The sequence below is a fragment of the Mycobacterium paragordonae genome (genome assembly GCF_003614435.1).
In the GTDB taxonomy this organism is placed as follows: Bacteria; Actinomycetota; Actinomycetes; order Mycobacteriales; family Mycobacteriaceae; genus Mycobacterium; species Mycobacterium paragordonae.
The window spans coordinates 5200847-5217197 of sequence record NZ_CP025546.1; the positions used below are offsets into that span (position 1 = coordinate 5200847).

Annotated in this window: 14 protein-coding genes; 3 read left to right on the forward strand and 11 right to left on the reverse strand. The window is 68.6% G+C overall.

All coding sequences use genetic code 11. From position 1 onward, the window contains the following. Window positions 1-48: 48 nt before the first annotated feature. On the reverse strand, window positions 49-1821 hold the full coding sequence (fadD6, locus tag C0J29_RS23230; protein ID WP_277950728.1) for a long-chain-acyl-CoA synthetase FadD6: 1773 nt from the start codon (window positions 1819-1821) through the stop codon (window positions 49-51). A gap of 34 nt (window positions 1822-1855) precedes the next feature. Next, a complete protein-coding gene (locus C0J29_RS23235) occupies window positions 1856-2413 on the reverse strand; it encodes a TIGR00730 family Rossman fold protein (protein WP_120793674.1) in 558 nt (185 codons plus the stop codon). Window positions 2414-2476: 63 nt separating this feature from the next. Between C0J29_RS23235 and C0J29_RS23240 the strand changes: the two genes are divergently transcribed. Continuing rightward, entirely contained in the window at window positions 2477-4603 is a 2127-nt protein-coding gene (locus C0J29_RS23240) for a GTPase domain-containing protein (RefSeq protein ID WP_120794922.1), read from the forward strand. Here the strand turns inward: C0J29_RS23240 and dapE are convergent. Continuing rightward, complete coding sequence (gene dapE / locus C0J29_RS23245) at window positions 4600-5664, reverse strand: succinyl-diaminopimelate desuccinylase (RefSeq protein WP_120793675.1); 1065 nt, start codon at window positions 5662-5664, stop codon at window positions 4600-4602. The genes C0J29_RS23240 and dapE overlap by 4 nt on opposite strands. Window positions 5665-5779: 115 nt before the next feature. Here dapE and dapD point away from each other — a divergent pair, with 115 nt between their 5' ends. Further along, window positions 5780-6733, forward strand: coding sequence for a 2,3,4,5-tetrahydropyridine-2,6-dicarboxylate N-succinyltransferase (gene dapD / locus C0J29_RS23250; RefSeq protein ID WP_120793676.1), 954 nt, complete (start codon window positions 5780-5782; stop codon window positions 6731-6733). Here the strand turns inward: dapD and C0J29_RS23255 are convergent. Further along, a complete protein-coding gene (locus C0J29_RS23255) occupies window positions 6694-7998 on the reverse strand; it encodes an MFS transporter (RefSeq protein ID WP_120793677.1) in 1305 nt (434 codons plus the stop codon). The two genes, dapD and C0J29_RS23255, sit on opposite strands and share 40 nt — an antisense overlap. 117 nt (window positions 7999-8115) lie before the next feature. Beyond that, window positions 8116-8631 (reverse strand): MarR family winged helix-turn-helix transcriptional regulator, encoded by a 516-nt coding sequence (locus C0J29_RS23260; protein WP_120794923.1) that lies wholly within the window; start codon window positions 8629-8631, stop codon window positions 8116-8118. Between the two features lie 81 nt (window positions 8632-8712). Here C0J29_RS23260 and C0J29_RS23265 point away from each other — a divergent pair, with 81 nt between their 5' ends. Beyond that, window positions 8713-8958, forward strand: coding sequence for a hypothetical protein (locus C0J29_RS23265; protein ID WP_065044210.1), 246 nt, complete (start codon window positions 8713-8715; stop codon window positions 8956-8958). A gap of 67 nt (window positions 8959-9025) precedes the next feature. On the opposite strand, the gene C0J29_RS23270 is transcribed toward C0J29_RS23265, so the two are convergent. The 6 genes from C0J29_RS23270 to C0J29_RS23295 form a co-directional block, all read right to left on the reverse strand. Beyond that, complete coding sequence (locus tag C0J29_RS23270; RefSeq protein WP_120793678.1) at window positions 9026-10429, reverse strand: acyl-CoA synthetase; 1404 nt, start codon at window positions 10427-10429, stop codon at window positions 9026-9028. Between the two features lie 10 nt (window positions 10430-10439). Beyond that, window positions 10440-11252, reverse strand: coding sequence for an esterase/lipase family protein (locus tag C0J29_RS23275; protein WP_242460526.1), 813 nt, complete (start codon window positions 11250-11252; stop codon window positions 10440-10442). 2 nt (window positions 11253-11254) lie between these two features. Beyond that, window positions 11255-12163: an alpha/beta fold hydrolase gene (locus tag C0J29_RS23280; protein WP_065162826.1), complete on the reverse strand. Its 909-nt coding sequence runs from the start codon at window positions 12161-12163 to the stop codon at window positions 11255-11257. Window positions 12164-12277: 114 nt separating this feature from the next. Next, window positions 12278-12487: a hypothetical protein gene (locus C0J29_RS23285; RefSeq protein ID WP_065050108.1), complete on the reverse strand. Its 210-nt coding sequence runs from the start codon at window positions 12485-12487 to the stop codon at window positions 12278-12280. Between the two features lie 105 nt (window positions 12488-12592). Further along, on the reverse strand, window positions 12593-14842 hold the full coding sequence (locus C0J29_RS23290) for a CaiB/BaiF CoA transferase family protein (RefSeq protein ID WP_120793679.1): 2250 nt from the start codon (window positions 14840-14842) through the stop codon (window positions 12593-12595). Continuing rightward, window positions 14839-16305, reverse strand: coding sequence for an aldehyde dehydrogenase family protein (locus C0J29_RS23295; protein ID WP_120793680.1), 1467 nt, complete (start codon window positions 16303-16305; stop codon window positions 14839-14841). Before C0J29_RS23295 ends, C0J29_RS23290 begins: the two co-directional genes overlap by 4 nt. Between the last annotated feature and the right edge of the window lie 46 nt (window positions 16306-16351).

A 16351-nucleotide genomic window follows, 5' to 3' on the forward strand; every position in this document is an offset into this window, starting at 1 on the left:
ATCCGCGATTTCACCACGGCAGCCGCACACTCGATGCGGTGAGGCGATTCAGCCCTGGGGTCGCTTACCCGCGGCGACCTCGTCGGGGTACTCGTCGTAGAACTTCACATAGCCCTCTTTGCGGCCGGCCAAGACGTACAGCGGGTCCTCGACGTCAGAACCGTAGGCCTGCTTGCGCAGCTCCACCTTGCGGCTCTTGAACGTCGTGGTGTGCTCGAGCGACTCCACCAACCTGACGAACAACGGCAGCGCATACGCGGGCAGCTTGTCGTACACCGCGCGGGCCAACGACTGGCCGTCGAATTCGGCACCCTCGCGCAGTTTGATCGCCGCCATGCCGGCCCGGCCGCCGGTGTTGGGCACCTCGACGCCGAACACGGTGCACTCTTCGACATTGGGATCGATCGCCACCGCGGCCTCGACCTGGGTGGTGGCCACGTTCTCGCCCTTCCAGCGGAACGTGTCGCCCAACCGGTCGACGAAGGCTGCGTGGAACAGGCCCTGCGGACTCATCACGTCGCCGGTGTTGAACCAGCAGTCGCCCTCTTTGAAGGCATTGCGCACCAATTTCTTTTCGGTGGCCGACTTGTCGGTGTACCCGTCGAACGGCTGCAACCGGTTGACCGGGCTCAGCAACAGGCCGGGTTCGCCGGCTGGCACCCGACGCACCCGTCCGTTGTCGTCGCGCACCGGCTCGCCGGAATCCGGGTCGTACTCGACGTAAGCCAGCGGCATCGGCGAAATCCCGGTGCTGCGAGGAACATTGAACACGTTGATGAACGCCGTGGTGCCTTCGCTGGCGGCGTAGAACTCGCAAACCCGGGAAATGCCAAAGCGTTTGGTGAAATCATCCCAGATATCCGGGCGCAGGCCGTTGCCGGCGATGACGCGGATCTTGTGTTTGCGGTCGGTCGGCTTGGCCGGCTGGTTGAGCAGGTAGCGGCAGACCTCGCCGATGTAGATGAACGCGGTGGCACGGTGTTCGATCACCTCGTCCCAGAACCGCGACGCGGAGAAGGACTTCCCCAGCGCCAGCGTCGCGCCGGAGTTGATCACCGACGACACCGCGACCGTCAGTGCGTTGTTGTGATACAGCGGCAGGCAGCTGTACAGCGTGTCCGAACTCTTCAACCGCAGCCCGAGCCCGCCGAAGGCGCCCAGCGCCTTGAGCCAGCGGTAGTGCGTCATGACGCTGGCCTTCGGATAGCCCGTGGTGCCGGAAGTGAAGATGTAGAACGCGGTGTCCTTGGCCCGCACCGCGGTCGATGACGCCGGGTTGGTGGCCGGGGCGGTGGTGGCGAAGCGCGCCAGGTCTTCGACGGTCAGCACGTCACCGACCGAGCCGCCGGATTCGCTTACAGCACTTACCAAGTCGGATTCGGCGATCAGCACCTTGGCGTCCAGCAGACCCAGACTGTGCGCCAGGACGTCGCCGCGCTGGTGATAGTTGAGCATGCCGGCGACCGCGCCGCACTTGACCACGGCCAGCATCGTCAGCACCGCGTTCGGCGAGTTGCGCAGCATGACGCCGACGACGTCGCCCGGCCCGACCCCGCGCGCGGCCAGCACGGCGGCATACCGGTTCGCGGTGGCGTTGGCCTCGCGGTAGGTCAGTTGTTGATCGCCGAACCGGAGGAAGATCCGGTCGGCGTAGCGAGCGGCCCGGTCCTGGAACACCGAGGCGATCGACGTCTTGGAGCTGGGCCGGGCCAGCAGGCCGCCGACCCCGCGCGCGATCGACGGCGTGTCGGCGATGAGGCCGGGCACCTGCATGGCGATATCGGTGAGCTTGACCCGTGCGCGTGCGCCTTGATCGGACACGTCATCCTCGCTTCGTTGAAAGCCGCTTCGCCCGTCAGCCGGGCGCGCACGCGTTGAGCGCATCGCCGACTTTATCGACCACGATCAGCCGGTCGACGGCGGCCTGTGAGATGTAGCCGCTGTCGATCAGTCCGTAAACCCAGGCGCGCACACCGTCGTAATGGCCCCAGGGGTCCAGCAGCACGATGGGCTTGTCGTGCACGCCCAGATACCCCTCGGTCCAGGCGCTCAGCAATTCGTCGAGAGTGCCCACGCCGCCCGGCAGCGCGATGAACGCGTCTGCCCGCTCCTCCATGACTTGCTTGCGCTCACGCAGGGTGTCGGTGACGATCAGCTCGTCCGAATCGTGATCGGCCAGTTCGCGTTCCAGCAGCATGGTGGGGATCACCCCGACGGTCCACCCGCCGTGGGCGCGGGCTGCCGACGCGACCGCTCCCATGGCGGACACATGGCCACCGCCCCACACCAGAGTCCAGCCCCGCTCGGCGATGGCCGCACCCAGTGACGCCGCGAGATCCAGCAACTCCGGGTGCGTCGGCGAAGCGGCGCAGTACACCGCGACCGTCCACTGGCCGCTGGTTGCGGGAGACATATCCGAAACGTAGACCAACCCTGCAGACGCTGCGTACCGAACGCGGGCCATAGACTCGCAATGGTGCCGATTCGTTGGAACGTCCCCCAGCACACGGCCGCTCTGCAGCGGCTCACCGCCGCGTTGGCCGACAAGGGTGGCGCGGTAGTACTCGGACCCGACGGCGTCGGCAAGTCGACCTTGGCGCGCTTGGCCGCCGAGGAGTTCTGTGCCCAACACCCGGCCACCACCACCCGTTGGGTCATCGGGACTCCGGCCGAGCGAGTCGTTCCGTTCGGCGCATTCGGGCATCTGATCGATATCGCCGACATCGGCAAACCGGCCGCATTGTTGCGCGCCGCCCGCATCTCGCTGACGCGCGCCGCGCAGCAGGGCGATCTGCTCCTCATCGTCGACGAGGCCCACGACCTCGACATCCTGTCGGCCACCCTGGTGTACCAGCTCGCCCTCACCCGGGCGGCGCGGATGGTCGTCACCGCCCGCGCCGACGCGGCCCCGCCGGCGATCGCGGCGTTGTGGACCGACGGTCTGCTGGACCGCATCGACCTGGAGCCTCCCACCGGGGCCACGACGGCGGCCGAGGTCGACGAGTTCCTCGCGGAGTTGCCAGGACCGGCGCGGGCAGTGGTCGAGTTCCTGTCGATCCTGGAGCCGCTGACGCTCGACGATCTGAACGTCCTGGCCGGTGACGGCGCAGTCAGTCAGGCCGAGGAGCTGGGGGCCGCGGAGACCCGGGTACGCAACCACGACGACCAGCGCCCGGTGGTCTACACCGCGCACCCGTTGTTCGCGGTGCGCGCGCGGGCGGCACTAGGCGCCGACGGGATACGACGACGGCGCACCGAGTTGGTGAAGCTGCTGGCGCAGCATCCGGCCGAGCACCTCAGCGACCGGCTGCGGTTGGCGTCCCTGGCGCTGGACTGCGACGCGCCGCAGCCGGTGGAAGAGGTGACCGAGGCCGCGCAGCAGGCGCTGCGCCTGGGTGATCTGCTGCTGGCCGAACGGTTGGCGCGCGCCGCCGTCGATCAGTCCGGCGGACTGGATGCCCGTCTGGTGCTGGGGCAGGCACTGGGATGGCAGGGACGCGGCCGCGAAGCAGGGGCGGTGCTGGCGGCGGTGGATCCGGCCGCACTGTCGGAGTCGGAGTTGATGGCGTGGGCGGTGCCGCGAGCCGCCAACCAGTTCTTCATGCTCGGTGAGCCGGAGAAGGCCACCGCGTTTCTCCAGACGACACGCAGCCGGCTCACCGACCCGGCGGCACGCGCCGTGCTGGACGGGTTGAGCGCCACATTCGCGATGAATGCCGGAAATCTGCAGCGCGCAATGACTTTGGCTACCGAGGTGCTGTCCGGATCCGCGGCGAGCGACATGGCGGTGTCCTGGGCGGCCAGCGCGGCCGCGTTGTCCTCGGCCCGGATGGGACGCTTCGGTGACGTCGAGCGGTTGGCCGGGCAGGCTGCGGCCGCCGAGCATCCGGGACTGTTGCGGTTCACGGTCGGCCTGGGCCAGGTCACCTCACTGCTGATGGCGGGCGAGGTGGACCAGGCGCAGACACTGGCCCAGCAATTCACCGACTTCGCCGAGTTGCAGCAGCCGGGCCGGGCGATCGGCGAGGTGCTGCTGGCCTATGTGCTGTTGACCAAGGGCGAATACGACGCCGCAGCAACGGTTTTGGAGCCTGCCGCGGCTGCGCTGGAACGTACCGGCTATTCGTGGGGTCCGTTGTCGCTGATGTTGTTGACGACGGCGATCGCCCGGCAGGGCGACATTCCGGGTTCGGCAAAGGCGTTGCGGCGCGCGGAATCTCGGCACGGAACCAAGTCGGCCCTGTTCGCCCCCGAACTCGGGATGGCGCGAGCCTGGACCCGGGCCACGGCGCGTGACCAGACCGGCGCGGTCACGGCGGCGCGCGAAGCGGCCCGCGCGGCCGAGCGGGCCGGACAGTCGGCGGTGGCACTGCTCGCCTGGCATGACGCCGTCCGGCTGGGTGACCGGCGAGCGGCGGACCCCGTCACTCGCCTGGCGTCTGCATTGGATTGCAATGTCGGTCATCTCATTGCCCGACACGCCGACGCCCTGATTGCCGGCGACGCCGGCGCATTGACGGCGATAGCTGAGGAGCTGGCCGTTATCGGCATGGGGGCAGCGGCCGCGGACGCGGCGGCGCAAGCCCGGCAATTCAGCCGTTAACCGCTCAGGTACCCGCGCAACATGTCGGCAGCGGCGGTGATCGCCGCGACCGGCACCCGCTCGTCACGCTTATGAGCGAGGTTGGGGTCGCCGGGCCCGTAGTTCAGCGCCGGGATGCCCCGGGCGGCGAACCGGGAGACGTCGGTCCAGCCGTACTTCGCCCGCACCTGCCCGCCGGCCGCTTCGACCAGAGACTTGGCTGCCGGCGCCGACAGACCCGGTAATGCTCCGGCCGCGGAGTCGGTCAGTTCGATCGACACGTCCAGCCCGTCGAGCACCTCGTGGACATGCCCTAGCGCGGCCTCGGGTGAGCGGTCCGGAGCGAAGCGGAAATTGACGGTCACCGAGGCGGCGTCGGGAATGACGTTGCCCGCCACGCCCCCGTCGATGCGCACGGCCGAAAGGCCCTCGCGGTACACGCAGCCGTCGATGTCGACGCTGCGCGCCGGGTAGCGGGCGAGCCGGTCCAGCACGGCGCCCAGCTTGTGAATTGCGTTGTCCCCCAGCCAGGATCGCGCGGAATGCGCGCGGGTGCCGGCGGCGCTGACCACCACCCGCAACGTGCCCTGGCAACCCGCCTCGATGAACCCGCCGGTGGGCTCGCCGAGGATCGCGACGTCGGCCGTCAGCCAGTCCGGCAGCTCGCGCTCCAGCCGACCCAAACCGTTTGCCGGGGATTCGATTTCCTCACAGTCGTAGAACACCAGGGTCAGGTCGTGCGCCGGATCGGCGACCGTGGCGGCCAGATGGAGGAAGACGGCGTCGCCGGACTTCATGTCCGAGGTACCGCAGCCGTGCAGTTCGCCGTTCTCGATCCGGCTGGGCAGGTTGTCGGCCACCGGAACGGTGTCCAGATGCCCGGCAAGCAACACCCGGGAAGGCTTGCCGCGGGCGGTGCGCGCCAGGACCGCGTTGCCATTGCGGATGATCTCGAACCCGGACGTCTGCGCCCGAAGGGCCGCCTCGACCTCGTCGGCAATGCGCGCCTCGTCCCGCGACTCGCTGGGGATGTCGACCAGCGCCGCGGTCAGCGTGACCGGGTCTCCGCGCAAATCCAGCACGGGTTCAGCCTAGTCCGGCGACCCGGGGGCACCTCCCACTTGTGGGGGAACGCGAAGCCAGCACCGCGGGGTCCTCCGGATGCGATTCTGCGTCTGTCCGCCGCTCCCAGTACCCTTGTCGGTCGTGACTGGAGCTGCAGGTATTGGCCTGGCGACCCTCGCTTCTGACGGATCTGTCCTCGACGCATGGTTTCCTGAACCCGAACTGACCGAATCGGAGACCACCGCGACGACGCGGCTGGCGCTGTCGGATCTGCCCGCCGTGCTGGGCGCGCTCGTCGGCCGCGACGACGACCGGCAGACCGAGACGATCGCGATCCGCACGGCCATCAGCTCGCTGGACGATGCGGCCGCCGACGCCTACGACGCCTACCTGCGCTTGCACCTGTTGTCGCACCGCCTGGTGGCGCCGCACGGGCTGAACGCCGGCGGCTTGTTCGGGGTATTGACCAATGTGGTGTGGACCAACCGTGGGCCCTGCGCGGTCGAAGGCTTCGAAGCGGTACGGGCGCGCCTGCGCCGACTCGGGCCGGTGACGGTCTACGGCGTCGACAAGTTCCCCCGGATGGTCGACTACGTATTGCCGTCGGGAGTGCGCATCGCCGACGCCGACCGCGTCCGGCTCGGCGCGCACCTGGCCCCGGGGACCACCGTCATGCACGAGGGCTTCGTCAACTTCAACGCCGGAACCCTGGGCACGTCCATGGTGGAGGGCCGCATCTCGGCGGGTGTCGTGGTGGGTGACGGCTCCGACGTCGGCGGTGGCGCCTCGATCATGGGCACGTTGTCCGGCGGTGGCGCACAAGTCATTTCGATCGGAAAACGTTGCCTACTGGGCGCCAACGCCGGACTGGGCATCTCACTCGGTGACGACTGCGTGGTGGAGGCGGGCCTGTACATCACCGCGGGCACCAAAGTCACCACGCCCGACGGCGAGTCAGTGAAGGCGCGGGACCTCTCCGGCGGTAACAACCTGCTGTTCCGCCGCAATTCGCTGACCGGTGCGGTCGAGGTGGTGTCCCGCGACGGTCAGGGCATCGAGCTCAACGCGGAGCTGCACGCCAACTGAGCCGGCTCTGCCAGCACCGCGCCGTTGGTTTCCGGCAGCAGATAGGTCGAGGCCAGGCTGATCAGCGCCAGCGTCGCCATCATGAGCCCGATCGCCCAGCTGCCGTAATCGGAGAGCAGTGGACCGGCGATCAGCGGTGGCACCGCACCGCCGAGGACGCCGGCGAGGTTGATCGACAGTGCGGTACCCGTGTAGCGGTAGCGGGTCGGGAACAGCTCGGGAACGAACGAGGTGACGGGTCCGAACACGGCGCCGTCGACGGCGAACAGCCCGGCGATCGCCACCGCGAACATGGTGACACTGCCCGAGTCGATGAGCGGCATCACCAGCAACGCCCAGGGCACGCCCACCGACCAGCACACCAGAATGACCCGGCGCCGCCCGAACCGGTCGCACAGGACAGAGGTGAGCATCGCGGACGCAATGCACGTCAAGCCACCCAGCGCACCGATCAGCAGGATGACGTTGCGCGAATAGCCCAGATGCGTATGGGCATAGGCGGTGAGGTAGGTGCTGGCCAGATACACGAGGCCGAAGCAGCCCAGCACACAGCCGGCAGCCAGGCCGATCTCGCGCCGTTGCAGGCGCAGCACCTCCGCGAATGGTGTTGTGGCGGTGACAGTTTCGGTAGCCCGCTGAGCGAAGACCGGGGTCTCCTTGATGTTCAGCCGCACGTACAGGGCGATCGCGATCAGTATCCCGCTGAACAGGAACGGGATTCGCCATCCCCACGTCATGAACGCCGAACTGCCTTCGCCGATGGTGAAATTCACGCCGAGGAAGGTCAGGCTGGTCAGCAACAGCGCGATGCCGCCGCCGATCACGGTGAACATGCCGTACCGGCCGCGCTGGCCGGCGGGAGCCGTCTCCGCGCTCAGCAAGGCCGATCCCGCCCACTCCCCGCCGACCGCGAAACCCTGCAGCAGTCGCAGGGTGATCAGGATCAGCGGAGCCGCCGCCCCCACCGTCGCGCTACCGGGCACCAAGCCGACCGTCACGGTGGACAGGGCCATGATCATAAGGGTGGCGACCAGAGTTCTCTTGCGGCCCAATCGGTCTCCGAAATGCCCGAAGACGGCGGCGCCGAGCGGCCGGGACAGAAAGGCCGTGGCGAATGTTCCCATCGACGCGACGGTGGCCATGGCCGGACTCAGGTTCGGATAGAAGACACTGGGAAACACCAGCGCCGCGGCCGTGCCGTAGATGAAGAAGTCGTAATACTCCACCGCCGAGCCGACTAGACAGGCGAGTGCCACCCGTCGCATGGGCGACGCGCAGGGATCAACGGCTGAGAGGCGCACAGCGACTGAGGGTATGGCCTCAAACCCGGCTGGCGCCGTGAAAAAGCTGCGAACATGCTGGGTCTTCCGGCACGGCGCGCGCTACCCCCACAGTCTGGGCGCTTTGTACACGTTGGTGGGGTCGTAGTCGATCCCGGCCGTCGACACGTCACCGACCGCGTGCAGTAGCCGCTGTAACTCGGCCAGACCGTCCGCGCCGACGCGTTCGGCGATCGCGCGGTCGAGTTCGGCCGCCGCGCGCCGGCGCGCGGTGACGTACTCGATCGCCTTCGGCGTCAGCACCACCACCTTCTCGCGTTGATCGGTGGGCGACACCTCGGTCTTTACATAGCCGTCGCGGCGCAGTTCGCCGACGAGCTTGCTGGCCGCCTGCCGCGAGACGTCGAATTGTCGCCCCATCTCCGAGATCGTCATCGGTCCGGGCTGGGCGAAGAGGGCGAACACGTAGTTCATCGCGAAACGCCGTTCCGGGAAACCCGCGGCTTGCATGTCGGCGTCGAGCCGGGTGACGTAGCTCCACCAGGCCATGCGCATGTTCTGCCCGAGTTCGGTCTGCGGAGACCTTGGCGCGGAAGGAAGCCCCTGCTCGTCAACCATCATTGACAAGCTACCGGAACGGGTTCTATCGTGGCGATTGTCAACCATGGTTGACTAGTATTAGAGAGAAGGGAGCACGAAATGTCGAAGATCCGTACCTTGTCGGCCGGGGTGCTGTGTGCCGCCGGACTGTCTTTGGCCGCCGGCCTGGCAGGTCCCGCGGTGGCCGCCGCCGCCCCCGGCCAGCCCAACATGGGTCCAATCCATTCACCGGTCGCACCGATGCGCCCGACGCCGCCGCCGACCCACCCGATCTACCACTACACCGACGATCTGACCCACCCGGTCTGGTCGGTCACCCACCCGTTCTGGGCGATGGTCCCCTAGTCACTGAGTCGCGAGTCACTGAGTCGCGCGAACTGCTGGCCAAGGCTGCGTGCGTCGACCCTGAAACTCAGCCTTCGGCCAGCAACTGCTTCTTGAGCACCTTGCCCAGCGCGTTACGGGGCAACGACTCGACAAAGCGCACCTCGCGTGGCCGCTTGTGCACCGAAAGCTGTTGTGCGACATAGTCGATCAGCTCGTCAGCCGCGGCGGAGCCGACCACGTACGCGACGATCCGCTGTCCCAGGTCCTCATCCGGCGGTCCGACCACCGCGACTTCGTCGACCCCGGGATGCCCGAGCAGCACGGTCTCGATTTCCCCGGCTCCGATTCGGTAGCCGCCGGACTTGATCAGGTCGACGGATTCGCGCCCGACGATACGGTGCATGCCACCCTCGTCGACGACCGCGACGTCGCCGGTGCGGTACCAGCCGTCCGGGTCGAAGGCCTCGGCGGTGGCCTCGGGCCGGTTCAGGTAGCCGTTGAACAACGTCGGTCCCCGCACCAGCAGCTTGCCGACGGTGTCCGCGTCGTGGGGAACGGGCTCGCCGTGATCGTCGATCAGCCGGGTCTGCACTCCCGCCAGCGGCAGACCCACCCAGCCCGGACGCCGTTCCCCGTCGGCGCGCGTCGACAGGGTGATAAGCGATTCCGAGGCGCCGTACCGTTCGATGGGCCGGTGCCCGGTCAACTGCTCGAGTCGCTCGAAGACCGGGACCGGCAGCGCCGCGCTGCCGGATACCAGCAAGCGGGCAGGCCGCAGCGCTTCGGCGGCCGCGGTATCGGCCACCACCCGCGACCACACCGTCGGAACCCCGAAGTACAGCGTCCCGCGCGCGCCGGCGTAGCCCGCCGGTGTGGGTTTTCCGGTGTGCACGAAGCGATTTCCCACCCGCAACGACCCGAGCATGCCGAGCACCAGACCGTGGATGTGATAGAGCGGCAGCCCGTGCACCAACACGTCGTCCGGCGTCCACTCCCAGGCGTCGGCCAGCGCGTCGAGGTCTGCGGCGATGGCCCGCCGGCTGACCATCACGCCCTTGGGCAATCCGGTGGTGCCCGACGTGTACACCACCATCGCCACCGAATCCGGTGACGGTTCGGCGTACCGGTGCCAGGATCGCGCGTGCAGGCGAACCGGAATGTGCGGCAGGCCTTCTGGATCCTCGGGTGTGGGTCCGAGCCACGCCTGGGCTCCGGAGTCGGTGAGCATGTGGCGGCGTTCGGCCACGCCGACGTCGGCGGGCACCGGGACGACGGGCACGCCGGCGATCAGGCACCCGGTGATCGCCAGCACGGTCGATGCGGTCGGCGTGGCCAGCACCGCCACCCTGCTGGCGCCGGCCACCCGTTCGGCCACCGAAGTCGCGGCACCGACCAGGTCGCTGCGGCTCAAGGTGAACCCGTCGATGCGGACCGCGTCGGGGATGTCGGTGGCGGTGACGGCCGAGGGATTCAGCGAGCTCAGCAACACGTCTGGGAGGCTACCCGTGCGGCGTGGGGAACAACGGACGCAGTGCCGCCGGCGGGCGGAACGGGGCCCAACTGCCGGCGGGTTGCGCCAGCCGGTCGGCGATCGCCCAGACGGTCGCCGGGTGGTGCCCGTACCCGATGTGGCTGCTGAGCACCTCGATGTTCTCCGCACGGTCGGAGGTGGCATCGACACACGTCTGCCACGCGACCATGCCGTCGTAGCGCGAGTAGATGGAAGTCGCGGGCACCTGCAGGGGCTCGTTCTCCATCGACAGCGGCAACTCATGCCGCTCCGCGTGCAGGCGCGCGAACAGGTTGAAGTGGCGCGCGGCCCGGGATTGACCCTCGTGCTGCATGCGGTACGGACTGCCGAGCGTGATCACCTGCCGTACCGCCGACGGACTGCGTCGGGCCAGCCGGCGCGCGAAGATGCCGCCCAGGCTCCAGCCGATCACGCTGACCGGAGTGTCATACCGCTCGTGCAGATCGTCGAGCAGCGCGGACATACCGGCAATCACCTTGGTCGTCGGCCCGACGTTCACGCCGAGCCCCCACCCGTGCGCCTGATACCCGAGCCGGGTCAGCAGGCGGCGCAGCGTCCAGGTGGTGCCGTCGCCGGCAAGCAGACCCGGCAACACCAGCACCGGATGACCGTCGCCCGCCGGTAGTTTGCGCCGCAGCGGCAGGGCGGCGACCAACTGGCCGTACTCGATCACGGCGCGCGGGACGTCGGTGAGCCACAGTCCCACTCCGGGAGCCACGGCGGTGGCGTGACCTGACCACGCGGGACGGTCCACGCCCGGGTCGGCGGGTTCGGCCAGCATGATCAAGCCTCCTCGTCCCAAACCTTCATCAGGGTGGCCAGGATCTCCTCGCCGCGGCCGAGGCCGGCGAGGTGACTCTCGCCGGGAAGGTGAAACAGCTCGGCGTTGGGCAGCCGCGACACGACATGCTCGCCGTGGAAGAACGGGATGATGTGGTCGTGGTCGCCGTGCCACCAGCGGACCGGCACCGTCACCTCGTCGAGCCGGAAGCCCCAGTCGCGGGCGAAGACGATCACGTCGTTGAACGGCGCCGCGAGCTGCTTGCGACTGCCGTTGAGCAGGTCGTCGAGGAACATCGCCTTGAATTCCGGCCGGGTGAGCAGATGACGGTCAGCTTCGGGCGAGAGCAGCGCGTAGACGTCGAGCGCCGGGGACGCGATCGGGCGGGCGGCCCGGATCATCAGGCTCGCCCCGAGCCGCAGCGGATTACCGCCCAGCTTCAGCAGCGGCGCGACCCGCAACCCGAGGTTCATCAGGCCGCCGCTGATCGCATCGGGCCCCTGGGTCGGCGCCACACCGCCGAGCACACCCGCCGCCACCACCCGGTCAGCCAGTCCGGCGGCGCACGCGAGGGCATACGGGCCCCCGCCGGACAGTCCGACGACGGCCATCTTGTCGATGCCCAGGGTGTCGGCGATGGCGCGCAGGTCATCGGCGAAGGCGGAGACGGCCTCGTACTGATACGGGGTCGACGAGCCGATACCGGGCCGGTCGACGCCGATCAGACGGACGTTGTGGTGGTCGGCGTAGACGCGGGCCTCGGTCGGGATCTGCCGGCGTGCGCCGGGTGTGCCGTGCAGCCAGAAAACCGCGCGCCCCTGCGGCGCGCCGAATTCGGCGAAGCCGATCTGCCGGTCCTCTCCGACGGCGATGCTTCCTTCGATCTTGGGACGGGCGATCGCGACAACCATGCCGTGCAGCTTGTCATGCGGACGGGCCGCGATGCACGCCTTTCGCGACGTTTCGGAACGTGATATCCGATACACTCCCGCATCGGATCGTGAATTTGCGCAGCTCAGAGGCGGTCAGTCGTTGGCCAGGTAAATGACGCGGTACCACCGCCGCGGTGGCTGCAGGCTGGAATCCGACTCGTCCAGCGGGGTGGCCGCCGCCAGCCGGATGTCCGTCAGCTGCGGGTTCTGCATGCGGATGTAGTCCTCCAGCTGGGCATCCCGCGCGTCCTCGCCGAGCGCACTGTCCGCGACGGCTCGGCCCTCGCACCTCTTCCACGTCACCCAGTCACGGTAGATCGGCTTCGCGACGGTCGATCGCCGACCGTGAAACTGGCTTCACGCTCGGCGACCACTGTGAAGCTGGCTTCACGCTGGGCGACAGGCACCTCAGCCGCCGAGCACCCGCTCGCCGATCACCCGTCGCTCCCGCAGGGCGGCCAGGTCGTCGTCGGACAGGCCCAGGCTGCGCAGGATCTCGTCGTTGTGCCGGCCCAACGTCGGCGCCCCGCTGCGGTGGTGCCGCGCCGGGCCGGGAGTGATGCGGAACGGCCAGCCGGGATATCGCCGCGGCCCGGTGACCGGGTGGGTGAACTCTTCGTAGAACCGCCGGGCGTCGAGTTGGGCGAAGTCGTACATCCGGTCGCCGGTGGCCAGCTGCTCGGCCGGGATGCCTTGCACCCGAAGCCCTTCGACGACGGCAGTGGCGCTCTGGGTGCGGGTCCAGCCGGCGACGAGCTCGTCGAACGTGTCGTGGTCGAGCGTGCCCTCATCGGGCAGCGACAGCGCGACCCACACGTCCTCGTCGACCGTCGGGTACACGCCCTGCAGGTAGCCGCTCATCCGGTTACCCGAACGAGGCCGGACGATGCCGTTCATCGAATACTCGATGACGGGTTCGGCGGTGACGCAGGCGGCGACCTCGATCTGGGCGATCTCGATCAGCTGGCCCTCGCCGGTGCGCCGGCGGTGCTCGAGAGCGGCCAGCAGCGCTACCGCGGCGTGCACACCGACGACGGGATCGGCCGGCCCCTGCAGGTTGCACGGCGGACCGTCGGGATAGCCCGTGGCAGCGGTCATCCCGGAGGTCTGTTCGATGTTGAGCGCCCACCCGACGTAGTCGCGCCAGGGCCCTTCCAGCCCGAAGCCGGGCATCCGCACCGCGATCACGTCCGGCTTGATCGCGAGCAGCGACTCGTAGTCCAGACCGAACTGTTCCACCACGCGCGGGGAGAAGTTCTCCACGACGACGTCGGCGTCCGCGGCCAACCGGCGCGCGATGTCGCGTCCGCGCTCAGAGGTGAGGTCCAGGGTGAGGTCTTTCTTGTTGAGGTTGGTCGCCTGCCACAGGGCGCTGCGCTCGTACCAGTCCTCGCCTTCGAAGGGATAGGCGCCCGAGTACCGGTGCCCGTCGGGGCGCTGGATCGACTCGACCTTGACGATGTCGGCGCCGAAGGCACCCAGGTAGCAGGTCAGGTAGGCGCCGGCCCAGAAGGTGCTCAGATCCAGCACCCGCAGTCCGGCAAACGGCATCGAACCCGTTGCCGGTGACCAGGATTCGGCACGGCCGGACCACCGGTCCCGGTCTCCGGGCCGCGGCGCCGGCCGTGGTTGTGCGGCAGGGGTTTTCGACATCCGGAACGGCGCGCCGGGACGCCGGAAACCGCCACTCTCGATGAAGAAGCCGCGCTTGGCGTACTGCGGGCAGTCCAGCACGGTGGCGCCGTCGTTGACCGGTGCGGCCGGGATACGCATCGCCTGACACAGCTCGACGGTGTCGGCGACGGTGCGCTCCACCAGCAGCGGCTCGGCCGCGGCGAAAAACTCGGCGCGTTCGGGACCGCCGAGCATGATCGCGATCTGGTGCTCGCCGTACTCGGGCAACCCGAGCATCGCGCACACATCGAGCCAGTGCTGCCCGGTCAGGCAGTTGATTCCCACCCACCCGTCGGCAGCCCGCACCACGCCCAGCATCGGTGCGGACCGGACATTCGGCGGTAGCCCCAGACTGCGCATCCGCTCGGACATCAGCATCGGGTACGGCAGCGTCGACAACAGCGACTCGAACTCGGACACGTCGACCACGCGGCCCGAGTCGTCGAGCCGTAAGGCCGTCAACGCGCCCAGCGCGGCGTAGGCGCCCGCGACGTACTCCGATATCCGGGCGCCGGCCTGTACCGGCGGGCGCTGCGGGTCGCGCGCACTGATCCAGCCGGACACCGCCTGCATGGTCAGCGGGGTGGCCGCCCGGTCCCGCCACGGCCCGGTCTGCCCGAACGGAGAAATGCTGACCTGCAGCAGGTTTGACGCCGTCAGTCCGGATGCCCGCAGCATGCCGGGCGCCAGGTTCTCGATCAGCACATGCGCGCCGGCGAGCAGCTCGCGGGCGGCCTCCTGTCCGTCCGGTGCTGTCAGATCCAGTGTCGCGCCGCGTTTGCCGGCGTTGAGGTACTCGAACAGGCCGCCTTGTTCGCCCGCCGCGCCGCCCGGGAACGGTCCCCAGCGACGCAGCGGATCACCCTCTGGCGGTTCGATTTTGATGACCTCGGCACCGAGGTCGACGAAAAGCTTTGCGGCGTAAGGCCCGGAGATTCCGGTGGCGATCTCGACGACGTGGAGCCCCGTGAGGGGTCCACTCACGCGGGAACCCCGATCGCCATCTGCTCCATGTACTGATACACCCCGCCGAGGCCGCCGCCCTCCCGGCCCAGACCACTGAGCTTGAAGCCGCCGAACGGCGCGGCACCGGGCCCGCACCCGTTGACCGCGACCTGCCCGGTCCGGATGCGGCGGGCGACACCGACCGCGCGATCCACGTCACCACCCCACACCGACCCGGACAGGCCGTAACTCGAGTTGTTGGCGATGGCGACCGCGTCGTCGTCGTCGCGGTAGCGCAGCACGCTCAGGACGGGGCCGAACACTTCTTCCTGGGCGATCACGGAGTCCGGCTGGACGCCGGTGAGGATGGTCGGCTCGAAGTAGAAGCCGGTGTCCAGTCCGGCCGGCCGGCCGCCGCCGGTGGCCAGCGTGGCGCCATCCCGCAGGGCCGCTGCGACGTGTGCCTCCACTCGGCCCCGCTGTGCGTCGCTGATCAATGGGCCCATCTGCACGTCGAGGTCGGTGGGGTCCCCGACCTGCACGGCCCGGGCCAACGCGACCAGCCGTTCGACGACGTCGTCGTGCAGCGAATCGGGCACCAACAGCCTGCTCTGCAGGATGCAGGCCTGCCCGGAATGCATTGAGCAACAGTCGAACAGCATCTGCTGCAGCATGTCGTCGGTGATCTCGGCGTCGTCGAGAACGATGCACGCGGACTTGCCACCGAGTTCCAGTAGCAGCCGCTTCATCGAGTCCCCGGCTGCGGACATGACCTGGCGGCCCACGACGGTGCTGCCGGTGAAGCTGACCATGTCTATCCGCGGATCGGTGGTGAGAAGTTGGGCCGCCTCGATTCCCGAGGGGGTGACGACATTGATCACTCCGGGTGGAAAGTCGGTGTGTTCGTCGATGATTCGCGCGAGGGCCAGGCCGGCCAGCGGTGTGAGTGGTGACGGCTTGAGGACGACGGTGTTGCCCGCGGTCAGCGCGTGGTTGAGCTTCATGACGTTGAGCAGGTGCGGGAAGTTCCATGGCGTCAGGACCGATACGACGCCGAGTGGCACGCGGCGCAGGACCGTCTTTCCGGCGCCGATCCCGGTGACCGTCTCATCGGCCAATTGGGTGGCGAGCTGGGCGGCGTGCATGGACATGAACGCGGCACCGTCGATCTGCATCATGCGTTCGTTGGCGGTGCAGCCCCATTCCACCTGGGACAGCGCGAAGAAGTCGTCGGCATATTTCAGCAGCGCGTCGCCGAGCTGGCTGAGGCAGTTCCCGCGCTGCTCCGCGTTCATGGTGGCCCACGGGCCGTCGTCGAATGCCCGGCGCGCGGCGTCGACCGCGTCACTGACCTGCCCGACGCTCGCGTCCGGCGCGGTGGCGATGACCTGTTCCGTGGACGGCGAGATGTCGTCGTAGCGGCCGTCTTCGGGTTCCACCCAACGGCCGTCGATGTAGAGCTGATAGGTGTCGATCAGTCCGGTGGGCGGTAGTTCGGCCATCTGCTTCCTCACCCCAAATGTCGGTCATCTATCAACCTGGTGTACA

Excerpts from the sequence above, each read along its gene's own strand:
- C0J29_RS23295 (WP_120793680.1), bottom strand. The coding sequence starts at position 16,305 with ATGGCCGAACTACCGCCCACCGGACTGATCGACACCTATCAGCTCTAC.
- C0J29_RS23260 (WP_120794923.1), bottom strand. The coding sequence starts at position 8,631 with ATGGTTGACGAGCAGGGGCTTCCTTCCGCGCCAAGGTCTCCGCAGACC.
- C0J29_RS23265 (WP_065044210.1), top strand. The coding sequence starts at position 8,713 with ATGTCGAAGATCCGTACCTTGTCGGCCGGGGTGCTGTGTGCCGCCGGA.
- C0J29_RS23275 (WP_242460526.1), bottom strand. The coding sequence starts at position 11,252 with ATGCTGGCCGAACCCGCCGACCCGGGCGTGGACCGTCCCGCGTGGTCA.
- C0J29_RS23255 (WP_120793677.1), bottom strand. The coding sequence starts at position 7,998 with ATGCGACGGGTGGCACTCGCCTGTCTAGTCGGCTCGGCGGTGGAGTAT.
- C0J29_RS23280 (WP_065162826.1), bottom strand. The coding sequence starts at position 12,163 with ATGGTTGTCGCGATCGCCCGTCCCAAGATCGAAGGAAGCATCGCCGTC.
- C0J29_RS23235 (WP_120793674.1), bottom strand. The coding sequence starts at position 2,413 with ATGTCTCCCGCAACCAGCGGCCAGTGGACGGTCGCGGTGTACTGCGCC.